Raw genomic sequence first — 11,048 nt, 5'->3', positions numbered from 1 at the left:
GCGATGCGTCGGGTGCCGTATTCTTTGGCCTTCTTCCGGACGAACCGGGCGGGCAGGCCGGTGCGCTGGGAGAGCAGAGTCACGAGGGGCACTCCGCCGAGTTCGAGTCCGGCGAGGATCTCCGCGCCGGGCGGCACCAGTTCGGTGAGCCCGGCCACCACCGCGGCGAGCAGCGCCGGGTCGGCTTCGAAGAGGTACTTGTCGAAGTACTCGGTGCTTGTCCGGCCCGACCGGAGCAGGAATGTCCCGGTCAGCTGGGAAGCAGTCCGAACCTGGGCGGCCAGCGCCGCGTTGTCGTTCACGTCTGCTCACTCTAGGACCGGTTCCCAGCCGGATGCCGGCCGTGGACGGTCACCCGTGGGCCGCCACGGCCGGGGCACTACCGTTGCCTCATGTCATCGGCTGAGGCGGAGCGCGCGGTCCCGCTGTTCGTCTACAGGACGCTGCTGTTCCCCGAGGTCGTGCGGGCGCTCATCGGACGCGTACCCGAGGTGGGGCCCGCCACGGTCACCGGCTGGCGGGCCGCCCGGCTGCGTGGTCGGCTCTATCCGGGCCTCGTGCCCACGGCCGAGGCGGACGGGCCGGATCGGGCCACCGCCGGCCTCGTCCTCCTGGGGCTTGCCGCACGGGAACGGGCGATCCTCGATGCCTTCGAAGGCGAGGCCTACGAGGCCCGTCCGCTGGTCCTGACCGACGGGCTACCCGCCATGGCCTACCTTTGGCGTGATCTCGCCGAGGCGATGCCGGAGAACTGGGACGCCCGCGTTTTCGCCGACCGTCATCTCACCGACTACGCCTTGCGGTGCGCCACCTGGCGGGCGGGGCTGGCCGATCCGGCACCCTAACCGCGAGCTGACCGCCTGACCGCGAGCTGACCGCCTGACCGCGAGCCGCCGTTCAGCCGGTGGTGGGCGGCCGCGGACCCTCTTCGCGCCGGGCGCCGCCCCCGGAGATCACCCGGGTGCCACCGGTCTCGGTGAGGCGACCGACTCCGGCCTCACGCCCGGCGGAGACCCCGGCCTGGTCGCTCGGATACGGCTCCTCGTACCCGGCTCTGGCCCGAGGAGCATCGTAGGTGCACAGTACGTAGATGACGACTACGTCGATCGCGATGATGACGAGGGACCAGACCGGGAACGCTGCAAGGAACGCCAGCTGCCCGATGGCGTTGATCGTCGCGATTGCGACACCTCCCCAGCGGGCGGCCTCGTTACGGGCCGCGATGCCGAAGGCGATCAGTATCTCGACGACGCCGACCACGATCCACAACCAGCCCCAGAAGGTGGTGTCGGCGTAGATCACGCTGGTCCCGCCGTTGAGGTTGTTCACCACGACGGTGTAGTCGCGCAGGGACGCAATGCCGTAGATCAGGTTGTGGAAGCCGACGATGAACATGATGACGGCGGCGAAGGTGAGCCATCCGTTCAGCGGGCGTGCCACCCGTGTTCCTGCCATCTCATCCTCCCCGGTCGTACTCGCGGCGGATCACTCTGCCCGCATGGTGCGGTCCGTCGTTGTTCGGTAGTCATACGACCACCTCTCCGCCGCGTAGGTGCGATACCCACGGTAGGCCGCCGTCACCCATCGTTGTGTCCGTCGGGCCGGAGGCGGTTCTCTCCGGCCCGGGACACGATCAGGGAGCGGTGCCGGCGCCACCCGCCACACCCACGCCACTCTCGCCGGTGCCGTTCTTGCCGGTGCGGTTCTTGCCGGCCGGCAGTGTCGTGACCGCGTTCGTCGCCGCGCTCCAGCGGAGCTTGCCGAACTGAAAGGTGCTCTCCCGTCCGCCCGGGACCGAGTACTCGTCGGTGATCGGAAGCCCGAGGCTCGACGTCGTGCCACCGAGGCCCAGATAGGTCCGCAGGATGCGGCCGTGGACCTCGTGCGCGCCGATGGCCGGGTGCCAGTAGATCCAGCCACCCTGGAACTTCGCCTGAAGCGTCTCCGGGGCCGTGGCGTACTCGACACCGCTCACCGGCCGGCGCAGGAAGCTGTTCGTTCCGCCCAGCTCCAGGAACTTCGTCGCGATGGATCCGTGCAGGGCCTGTACGCCGGTCGTCACGGACCAGAAGGCCAGGCCGTTGGAGTAACGCTGCCAGCGACCGCCACCGCCGGCGGGCAGTTCGCTGTCGACGGGCGTCCCAACGGCCAGACGGGTCAGCCCGGCGGTCGCGTACCATTTCTCGATCTCGCTGCGGGTGCCGTCGGCCTGTGCGGCGAGCGCGGTCAGCGTGCAGCACAGTACGTTCAGATCGACATTGCCCATGATCCCCGGGACATTTCCACCCGAGGTGTACTGCCACAGCGCCCACTTGGTCCAGCCGCCGGGCAGCCAGCCCGGGGTCGCCTTGTTGTTGTAGATGGCGAACCAGAACGGATACCGGGCGAAGCTGTGGTTGTCCGCCAGCTTCTTGGTCCAGAACGAGCGGTACGTGTAGAGGATGGGCGCCCGGCCGGTCTCGGTCTCGATCTTCTCGAGGAACGCCCGCGTCCAGGCGGCCAGCGCGGCGGGATCGAGTCCTCCGTCGTCCTCGAGGTCGAGTACGGGGGCCAGCTGCCCGGCGGCGCGGGTCAGCCCGCTCACCGTGATGAAGCGCTGTGCCTGGTCCACCGCGGTCGAGATCGGCCGCGCCGGCCGCGCGTAGTGATAGGCCCCGACCACCAGACCGGCTTTGGCTGCCGCGTCCCGGTCCGCGGCAAAGTACGGATTGGTGTAGTTCGGTCCTTCGGTGGCCTTAATGATCGCAAAGCTCAGGCCGGAGCCGCGCGCTGTGGTCCAGTCGATGGGGCCGCCGCCGGGATGCTGCCAGGAGGCCACGTCGATCCCCCGTGGCCAGGTCGGGGACGGCACCGCGCCCTGGGCGACTCCGGTGGTCGCGGTCAACGCCCCCGCGGTGATGGCCAGCGCCGCGATGCTCGTCACCCGCCGGGGGAGGGGGATTGGCAGCAGGGACGGGCGGGTGTCGACCCGCCGCCGCGTCGACCCCGGAGGAGGGCCGTGGCCTTCTTCATCCGGACGGCCAGACGTGGGGGTGGTGGTCGGCAGGCTGGTGGTCGTAGGCACGGTGTCGCCGGCGGTGGGACCGGGCCGGACCTCGCGTGTCGTCGGATACCGGCTGGAACGGTGGGTAGGACGCATGGGCAACCCTCGATGCTCGGGAGGCGATGCTGGGGAGGCTCGCCAGGCGGTTGGCCACGCCGGCAGCGGCGCACCAACGGATGCTCCACACGCTAAGCATCGAAGAGATTACTTACAGCTATCAGTGTGAGTGGCGTCCAGGTAGGTCGCTACGGATAGTTGTTCCCGTCGGCAATCTCCGCATGTTTCGATGGAACGGAGTGAGGGTCGGGCGTACTGGCGTGTCATGGGGCGGACCTGGCGGTCAGGGCAGGGGGGTCGTTTTCGGCCGGCGTAGCGCCGACGGGGCCTGCGGGGGCCCTCACGCCGGTCGCCGGGAGGACCGGTCGCCGGGAGGACCGGCGGGTTCGGGGACGAAGTGGGTGAGGGGGTCACCCAACCCCGCCTGTCGTCGTGTAACCTGAGCTCCGCGACCTCGCCCCTTTAGCTCAGTCGGCAGAGCGTCTCCATGGTAAGGAGAAGGTCTACGGTTCGATTCCGTAAAGGGGCTCCACGTTCCGCCTTCGGGTGGGTTCGTGTCCGGGGGGGATGTCCGCCGGTCCTCCCGCGGGGTAAGATGTTGGCCGGGCCGCCGCAAGCAGGTGGACCATCCTAGCGGTGTAGCTCAGTCTGGCAGAGCAAGCGGCTCATAATCGCTGTGTCGCCGGTTCAAGTCCGGCCACCGCTACCAGCAGTGTGCGGCCTACCGCGGAGCCCGTGCGGGATCGCGGTTCGCCGTGCCGCCTGACCTGTTCAGCAACCGACTTAGGAAGAGGCATCACGCCGTGGCCGCCACTGATGTACGCCCGAAGATCACGATGGCGTGTCAGGTGTGTAAGCACCGGAACTACATCACGCGCAAGAACCGTCGCAACGACCCGGACCGCCTCGAACTGAAGAAGTTCTGCCCGAACTGCGGCAAGCACACGGAGCACCGCGAGACGCGCTGACGTTGCTCCGGCGGCTGCCCATCGGCGCGTCCGGGCGCCCGTCCCCACCTGGGCGGGCGGGGTCGCTGAATCCTCCGTGCACGTATCTACGTTCCGCACCGGTAGCCGGTCAGGGAAGTCCTTGGCTGGCTTCCTGGCATGCCAGCCCAGATTATCGACCGATGGCGGGCGATGTGGTAACCACGTAGAGACACCCTGGTCATCCCGCTGATGGCGCGATCGGAGTTGCGATGCCGCTCAATCAGGACTTCGTGGGACGAAGCTCGGTTTCCCCCGCCCCGTTCCAGGTCGGGCGCGAGCACATCCGGAGGTTCGCCGAAGCGATCGGGGACGACAACCCGCTGTACCACGATCTGGAGGCCGCGAAGGCCGCTGGTTATCCCGATCTCGTGGCTCCACCCACGTTCCTCATCACAGTGATCCCCGGAACCCTCGGGGTGCCCACCGACGATCCGGAGCTCGGCCTCGACTTCTCCCTGGTCGTCCACGGCGAGGAACGTTTCATGCTGCTTCGGCCGGTGGTGGCCGGCGACGAGCTGATCTGCACCTCGACCCTGACCGGCATCCGGTCCGTGGGGACCAACGAGGTGCTCGTCGTCAACTACCAGTTCGCCACGATCTACGGAGAGCAGGTCGCCACCGGCGTGTGTGGGCTGGTCTCGCGCGGGACGGCTCCGCCGAGGCGCCAGTGACACCTTTGCCGACAGGGTTGTCGGAGTCCCGCCGGCCCCGCTCGGCTCCGGTGACCGCGCGTTCCGGGCGACCCCGGGCGTCCTCACGATCTGGAGAACGATGACCGCCACGGTGAGCTACGACGACGTCGAGGTCGGCACCGAGCTGCCGGAGCGACTTTTCCCGTTGCGTCGGGATGATCTTGTCCGGTATGCCGGTGCATCCGGCGACTTCAACCCCATTCACTGGAGCGATCGGGCGGCCGCCGAGGCCGGCCTGCCGGGAGTGCTGGCGCACGGCATGCTGACCATGGCAACGGCCGCGCGGTTGGTCACGGACTGGCTCGGGGACCCGGGCGCCGTGGTCGAGTTCGGGGTGAAGTTCTCCTCCCCGGTGATCGTGCCCGACGACGGCGCCGGCGCGACGGTGTCCGTGCGTGGCATGGTCGAGAAGAAGCTCGACGACAACCTGGTGGTGGTGAATCTCACCACCCGATGCGACGGCAAAAAGGTCTTGATGGCGGCCCGGGCGACCGTCCGGCTGCGCTGAGGCCTGCCGCGCGGCGGAGGCCTGCCGCGCGGCAGGCCTGGCCGCTGAGCCGCCCGGCGGCCTCAGGCCGCCTCGGCGAGCAGGGCGGAGAGGCGGCTGACTCCCTTGACGAGATCGTCGTCGCTCAGCGCGTAGGACAGCCGGGCGAAGCCGGGAGTGCCGAAGGCCTCACCCGGCACGATCGCGACCCCAGCCTCCTCGAGGATCAGCTGGCACAGATCCGCGGACGTGGTGGGGATACGGCCGCGCAGGGTGCGCCCGAGCACGTCCCGCACCGACGGATAGCAGTAGAACGCCCCGTCGGGCAGTGGGCAGCGGATCCCGGGCGTCTGCGACAGCAGGCGGTGCATCGTCTGCCGGCGGCGGTCGAAGGCGGTGCGCATCGTGGCGACCGCATCCAGCGGGCCGGCGACCGCGGCAAGCGCGGCGGCCTGGGCGACGTTCGAGACGTTCGACGTCGCGTGGGACTGGAGGTTGGTCGCGGCGGCCACGGCGTCCGCCGGCCCGACCAGCCAACCGACCCGCCATCCCGTCATCGCGTAGGTCTTCGCGACCCCGTTGACGATGATGCAGCGTTCGGCGAGCTCAGGTACCTCGGCGAGAACGGAGGCGAACCTTGTCTCGCCGTAGACCAGATGCTCGTAGATCTCGTCGCTGATGACCCAGATCCCGGCCTGCTCGGCCCACCGTCCGATCGCGCGGACCTCCTCGGGGGTGTGGACGGCGCCGGTCGGGTTCGACGGGGAGTTGAACAGCAGAACCTTGGTCCGCGGGGTGCGCGCCGCCTCCAGTTGTTCCACCGTCACCCGGTACCCGGCTTCCGGACCGGTGACGACGTCGACCGGGACACCCCCGGCCAGCCGGATCGACTCCGGGTAGGTCGTCCAGTACGGGGCGGGCAGGAGCACCTCGTCCCCCGGGTCGAGCAGCGTCGCGAACGCCGCGTAGACAGCCTGCTTGCCGCCGTTGGTCACCAGGACCTGGCTCGGTGAGACGATCACCCCCGAGTCTCGGGCGGTCTTCTCGGCGATGGCCTGCTTCAGCTCCGGCAGGCCCGCGGCCGGGCTGTAGCGGTGCATGCGGGGCTCACGGCATGCCTTCTCGGCGGCGGCGACGATGTGGTCCGGGGTTGGGAAGTCCGGCTCCCCGGCGCCGAACCCGATCACGTCGCGGCCCGCGGCGCGCATCGCCTTGGCGGTGGCGTCGACGGCGAGCGTTGCGGAGGGGGCGATCCCCCCGATGCGGTGCGAGATCCTGCTCATGGCCGCCATGCTGCCACGGCTGTCACACGCGTGTCGGATGCACGTGGACGTACCGTGGGATCCGTCCGGACCCTCCGGCAACGGTCTTCCGGCCCGTCCGGCCGCATCCATTCGAACCTCCGTGACAGGCTGCCAGCCTCCTCGCCCCCCCGCTACCCCCTCGACGCGATCGCCGTACGCGGAGTCCAGGCGGCAAAGGGGTATGCTCGATCCGCTCGGGTACCCATTCCGGTACATCACCGTGCGGCTGGGCTATGCGCTACGTAGCGCATAGCCGGGGTATGGTGGCGTAGCGGTCGCAAGGACCCGGGTGTGTGTGTCTAGGGGCGTGGCTCAATTGGTAGAGCACCGGTCTCCAAAACCGGCGGTTGCAGGTTCGAGTCCTGTCGCCCCTGCGCTGTTCGACAGTTGGCTGGTCCGATGACCTGGCTGGTTCGATGACGGAGTGGGTGGAGTTGAGTGGCGACCGATACCCGTGACGCGGCACCGCGCCCCAAGCGGGCTACGCGTGCCGCGGGTCGACGTCGGTATCGGCCACTTGTGTTCATCCGCGAGGTCATGGCGGAGCTGCGGAAGGTTGTCTACCCCGGGCGGAGTGAGCTGATCACTTATGTGCTGGTCGTGCTTGTCTTCGTCAGCGTGATGACGGCGTTCGTGGCCACCCTCGACTTCGGCCTCACGAAGGCGGTCCTCGCGATCTTCGGCTGACGGGTCCCACCGCCGGACAGGCCGGGGCCGAAGCAGGCGGTGGTCGCTGGAGCTGCCCATCGGCGAGCTGGCTGCCCGTCCGGCCCGCCCCACGCCCGCGCAGCGCCGCTTCGCGGGTCCACAGCAGCAGAAGTGTTCACGAGAGTAAGGATCGTCCGCGTGTCCCAGTCGCCCGAGCACGCCTCCTCCGAGCAGGGGGAGGCCCTCGCCCGTCTCGATCCCCTCGCGGCGTTCGAGCACGACGAGGTGGCGAGCACGGACGCCGGCGCCGAGCTCGGCGACGTCTACGCCACCGCCGAGGCCGATCCCGCCCCCGAGGCCGATCCCACCGCCGAGGGCGCTTTCCCGGTCTCTCCGGCGGTCGGGACGGTGCCGCCGGCCCTGACCGACGCCGTCGACGACGACGACCTGCGGCGGGCGATCGAGGACGCGCCTGGCGAGTGGTACGTCGTGCACTCCTATGCGGGGTACGAGAACAAGGTCAAGACCAATCTCGAGACCCGGATCTCCAGCCTCAACATGGAGGACTACATCTTCCAGATTGAGGTGCCCACCGAGGAGGTCCCGGTGGTCAAGAACGGCAAGCGGCAGCTTGTCCAGCAGAAGAAGTACCCGGGTTACATCTACGTCCGGATGGATCTGACCGATCAGTCGTGGTCGGCGGTCCGTAACACCCCGGGTGTGACCGGGTTCGTCGGGCTCACCAACCGGCCCTCCCCGCTGCGCCGGGAGGAGGTCCTCTCGATCCTTGCCCCGGTTGTGCCGAAGGAGAAGAAGGTCGAGACCGTCCGGGTGCAGGAGTTCGAGGTCGGCGAGTCCGTCACCGTCATGGACGGCCCCTTCGCCACACTCCCGGCGACCATCAGCGAGATCAACCTCGACGCCCAGCGACTGAAGGTGCTGGTCTCGATCTTCGGTCGGGAGACGCCCGTCGAGCTGCAGTTCAATCAGGTCGCGAAGATCTGATCCGCTCCGTAGAACCCCGGTAGGAAGACGAGCACATGCCTCCCAAGAAGAAGAAGATCGCTGCGATCATCAAGCTCCAGATCAACGCCGGCAAGGCCACCCCGGCGCCGCCGGTCGGCCCCGCGCTGGGTCAGCATGGCGTGAACATCATGGAGTTCTGCAAGCAGTACAACGCGGCGACCGAGCCGCAGGCCGGCAACGTCGTGCCGGTCGAGATCACCGTCTACGACGACCGGTCCTTCACCTTCGTCACGAAGACCCCGCCGGCCGCGCGGCTCATCCTTAAGGCCGCGGGCGTGGAGAAGGGCAGTGGCACCCCGCACCGGGACAAGGTTGCCAAACTCACCGCAGCGCAGATCCGCGAGATCGCCCAGACCAAGCTCCCGGACCTCAACGCCACCTCGATCGAGGCCGCCGAGAAGATCATCGCCGGCACCGCTCGATCCATGGGTATCACGGTCGGCGAGTAGTACGCCCTCGCGTTCCCCCACCACCGGACCGACCAGTGGGAGGGCGGCCGGGCGCAGGTGCCGGGTGGACAGGACGTGTCCACGTCGCCGCGTCCCTTCGACGGCCGTCCGCCATCACCACGAGGAGACAGACAGTATGAAGCGCAGCAAGGCCTACCGCGCCGCGGCCGAGAAGATCAACCCGGAGAACTTCTATAGCCCGCTGGAGGCGGTCCGCCTCGCGCAGCAGACCTCGACGACGAAGTACGACGCGACGGTCGAGGTTGCGATCCGGCTCGGGGTCGACCCTCGCAAGGCCGACCAGATGGTCCGTGGCACGGTCAACCTGCCGCACGGCACCGGGAAGTCCCCCCGCGTCGCTGTCTTCGCCGCCGGGGAGAAGGCCGCTGAGGCGAGCGCGGCCGGGGCCGACATCGTCGGTAGCGATGACCTGGTCGCCCGGATCCAGGAGGGCTTCCTGGAGTTCGACGCGACCGTCGCGACGCCCGACCAGATGGCGAAGGTCGGTCGGATCGCTCGGGTCCTGGGCCCCCGCGGCCTGATGCCGAACCCGAAGACCGGCACCGTGACGCTGGACATCGGCAAGGCCGTCTCCGACATCAAGGGCGGAAAGATCAACTTTCGGGTAGACAAGCAGGGTAACCTGCACATCGTCATCGGGAAGACAAACTTCACCGACACCCAGCTGATCGAGAACTACACGGTTGCCCTGGATGAGATCGTCCGGGTGAAGCCGTCCGCGGCCAAGGGCCGGTATCTGAAGAAGATCACCTTCGCGACCACCATGGGCCCGGGTATCCCGGTCGACCCGAACCGCACCCGCAACCTTCTCGACGAGGGTGCCGCCGCCTGATCCGAGCCGTCCGGCGGCTCTCGCTCGTCCGGAGGCATCGCCGCGCGAAGCCATGCGTGCGGCCGCCGGGCGAGCGAACAGCGACGAGCAGTCGCGTACAGCAGTCGCGTACACTGATATCCAGTTCCACACCGAAGACCGCTGGTTGCCGTCTCCGTTCCCGTCGAGGGCCACTCCTCGTCCGGTTCGACCGACGGCCGAAGGCCTCGGGTTCCCCGGGCGGCCCGCGCAGGTGACGGACGGGAAGTTCCGTGACGGATGCACGCAGCCGGGTGACGCACCCGGTAGCGCCACCGCCGCCCTTCACGCCCCGTGCGCCTGCGCCGGGGCGTTCGTCATGTTCCAGGGGCGTTTCCGGATGACCAGCCGACACCCCGAAGGAGCCCCATGGCGAAAGCTGAGAAGACCGCCGCGGTGGCGGAGATCGTCGAGGAGTTCCGTGGCTCGACCGCCGCGGTGCTCACGGAGTACCGCGGTTTGACGGTGAGCCAGCTCACCGAGCTGCGGCGTGCCCTCGGCGAGGGCACGCGCTACTCCGTGGTCAAGAACACCCTGACCAAGATTGCGGCGGAGCAGGCCGGGGTCACCGGACTCGACGACCTGTTCGTCGGGCCGACCGCCGTCGCCTTCGTCAGCGGCGACCCGGTCGAGGCGGCCAAGGGCCTGCGCGACTTCGCTCGGGCGAACCCGGCCCTGGTGCTCAAGGGCGGCTTCGTCGAGGGCAAGCCGATGACCGCCGACGAGATTCGCAAGCTTGCGGATCTTGAGTCCCGCGAGGTCCTGCTGGCGAAGCTGGCCGGGGCGATGAAGGGCACGCTGGCCGGGGCTGTCGGGCTCTTCGCCGCTCCGCTGTCCCAGGTGGCCCGGCTCGCCGAGGCGCTGCGCGAGCAGCGCGAAGGCCAGTCCGCCGGCGTCGCCGAGCAGCCGGCCGCCGAGGCTGCCGCCGAGTAGCCGAGCGGCGCCACCATGGTGCCGCCCCGAGATCACAATCAGGTCGCTCGCAGTCACGAGCAGGCCACCCCGAATCAGGCATGACGAGGAAGGAACCGCCACCATGGCGAAGCTGTCGACCGAAGAGCTGCTGGATGCCTTCAAGGAACTGACCCTGCTGGAGCTCTCGGAGTTCCTGAAGCAGTTCGAGGAGACCTTCGGTGTCACCGCTGCGGCTCCGGTCGCCGTGGCCGCCGCTCCGGCCGCCGGTGGTGCGGGCGGCGAGGCGCCGGCCGCCGAGGAGCAGGACGAGTTCGACGTCATCCTTGAATCCGTCGGTGACAAGAAGATCCAGGTCATCAAGGAGGTCCGCGCGCTGACCAGCCTCGGGCTGAAGGAGGCCAAGGACCTCGTCGACGGGGCTCCGAAGCCAGTCCTGGAGAAGGTCGCCAAGGAGGCGGCGGACAAGGCGAAGGCGGCCCTCGAGGGCGCCGGCGCCACGGTCACCGTCAAGTAAGTACCGGCAGTCCGAGCAGTACTGGCAGCACCCCGCTGCCCTGGACGCTCCGT

General features: G+C 68.9%; 14 protein-coding genes and 3 tRNA genes. 13 read left to right on the top strand and 4 right to left on the bottom strand.

What is annotated here, in order from left to right; genetic code table 11:
- A partial coding sequence (locus AC08ON_RS00315) for an orotate phosphoribosyltransferase (RefSeq protein WP_476616266.1) occupies nt 1–302 on the bottom strand: 302 nt, incomplete at its 3' end.
- 90 nt (nt 303–392) lie between these two features.
- Between AC08ON_RS00315 and AC08ON_RS00310 the strand changes: the two genes are divergently transcribed.
- Complete coding sequence (locus AC08ON_RS00310) at nt 393–845, top strand: gamma-glutamylcyclotransferase family protein (protein WP_476605927.1); 453 nt, start codon at nt 393–395, stop codon at nt 843–845.
- A 52-nt stretch (nt 846–897) separates the two neighbouring features.
- Here AC08ON_RS00310 and AC08ON_RS00305 read toward each other — a convergent pair whose 3' ends face one another.
- Both AC08ON_RS00305 and AC08ON_RS00300 read right to left on the bottom strand, forming a co-directional pair.
- The gene (locus AC08ON_RS00305; protein ID WP_476605928.1) at nt 898–1,455 is read right to left on the bottom strand and encodes a DUF7144 family membrane protein; all 558 of its coding nucleotides are present in this window, start codon (nt 1,453–1,455) and stop codon (nt 898–900) included.
- A 178-nt stretch (nt 1,456–1,633) separates the two neighbouring features.
- Entirely contained in the window at nt 1,634–3,139 is a 1,506-nt protein-coding gene (locus tag AC08ON_RS00300; RefSeq protein WP_476605929.1) for a GH25 family lysozyme, read from the bottom strand.
- A gap of 417 nt (nt 3,140–3,556) precedes the next feature.
- On the opposite strand from AC08ON_RS00300, the gene AC08ON_RS00295 reads away from it, so the two are divergent.
- From AC08ON_RS00295 to AC08ON_RS00275, 5 genes are all read left to right on the top strand, one after another.
- A tRNA-Thr gene (locus AC08ON_RS00295) sits at nt 3,557–3,632 on the top strand.
- 100 nt (nt 3,633–3,732) lie between these two features.
- Nucleotides 3,733–3,809, top strand: a tRNA-Met gene (locus tag AC08ON_RS00290).
- A gap of 94 nt (nt 3,810–3,903) precedes the next feature.
- Nucleotides 3,904–4,068: a 50S ribosomal protein L33 gene (rpmG, locus tag AC08ON_RS00285; protein WP_009740545.1), complete on the top strand. Its 165-nt coding sequence runs from the start codon at nt 3,904–3,906 to the stop codon at nt 4,066–4,068.
- 230 nt (nt 4,069–4,298) lie between these two features.
- A complete protein-coding gene (locus AC08ON_RS00280; RefSeq protein ID WP_476605930.1) occupies nt 4,299–4,760 on the top strand; it encodes an FAS1-like dehydratase domain-containing protein in 462 nt (153 codons plus the stop codon).
- 100 nt (nt 4,761–4,860) lie between these two features.
- On the top strand, nt 4,861–5,289 hold the full coding sequence (locus tag AC08ON_RS00275; protein WP_011435024.1) for a MaoC family dehydratase: 429 nt from the start codon (nt 4,861–4,863) through the stop codon (nt 5,287–5,289).
- A gap of 62 nt (nt 5,290–5,351) precedes the next feature.
- Here AC08ON_RS00275 and AC08ON_RS00270 read toward each other — a convergent pair whose 3' ends face one another.
- Nucleotides 5,352–6,560 carry a pyridoxal phosphate-dependent aminotransferase gene (locus tag AC08ON_RS00270; protein WP_011435025.1) on the bottom strand — a complete coding sequence of 403 codons (1,209 nt, stop codon included), beginning with the start codon at nt 6,558–6,560 and terminating at the stop codon, nt 5,352–5,354.
- A gap of 313 nt (nt 6,561–6,873) precedes the next feature.
- On the opposite strand from AC08ON_RS00270, the gene AC08ON_RS00265 reads away from it, so the two are divergent.
- From AC08ON_RS00265 to rplL, 7 genes are all read left to right on the top strand, one after another.
- Nucleotides 6,874–6,946, top strand: a tRNA-Trp gene (locus tag AC08ON_RS00265).
- Nucleotides 6,947–7,010: 64 nt separating this feature from the next.
- Nucleotides 7,011–7,259, top strand: coding sequence for a preprotein translocase subunit SecE (secE, locus tag AC08ON_RS00260; RefSeq protein ID WP_011435026.1), 249 nt, complete (start codon nt 7,011–7,013; stop codon nt 7,257–7,259).
- 159 nt (nt 7,260–7,418) lie between these two features.
- Nucleotides 7,419–8,225 (top strand): transcription termination/antitermination protein NusG, encoded by an 807-nt coding sequence (gene nusG, locus AC08ON_RS00255; protein WP_476605931.1) that lies wholly within the window; start codon nt 7,419–7,421, stop codon nt 8,223–8,225.
- A gap of 35 nt (nt 8,226–8,260) precedes the next feature.
- Entirely contained in the window at nt 8,261–8,695 is a 435-nt protein-coding gene (rplK, locus tag AC08ON_RS00250) for a 50S ribosomal protein L11 (RefSeq protein WP_476605932.1), read from the top strand.
- A 136-nt stretch (nt 8,696–8,831) separates the two neighbouring features.
- On the top strand, nt 8,832–9,548 hold the full coding sequence (gene rplA / locus AC08ON_RS00245) for a 50S ribosomal protein L1 (RefSeq protein WP_476605933.1): 717 nt from the start codon (nt 8,832–8,834) through the stop codon (nt 9,546–9,548).
- A 387-nt stretch (nt 9,549–9,935) separates the two neighbouring features.
- Complete coding sequence (gene rplJ / locus AC08ON_RS00240; protein WP_011435030.1) at nt 9,936–10,499, top strand: 50S ribosomal protein L10; 564 nt, start codon at nt 9,936–9,938, stop codon at nt 10,497–10,499.
- 103 nt (nt 10,500–10,602) lie between these two features.
- Entirely contained in the window at nt 10,603–10,995 is a 393-nt protein-coding gene (gene rplL / locus AC08ON_RS00235; RefSeq protein ID WP_476605934.1) for a 50S ribosomal protein L7/L12, read from the top strand.
- The last annotated feature ends 53 nt before the right edge of the window (nt 10,996–11,048 follow it).

It is taken from the genome of Frankia sp. CoWAU3 (assembly GCF_977971855.1).
Note: the sequence above shows the minus strand (reverse complement) of the source record. Positions and strands in the feature narration are given on the sequence as shown.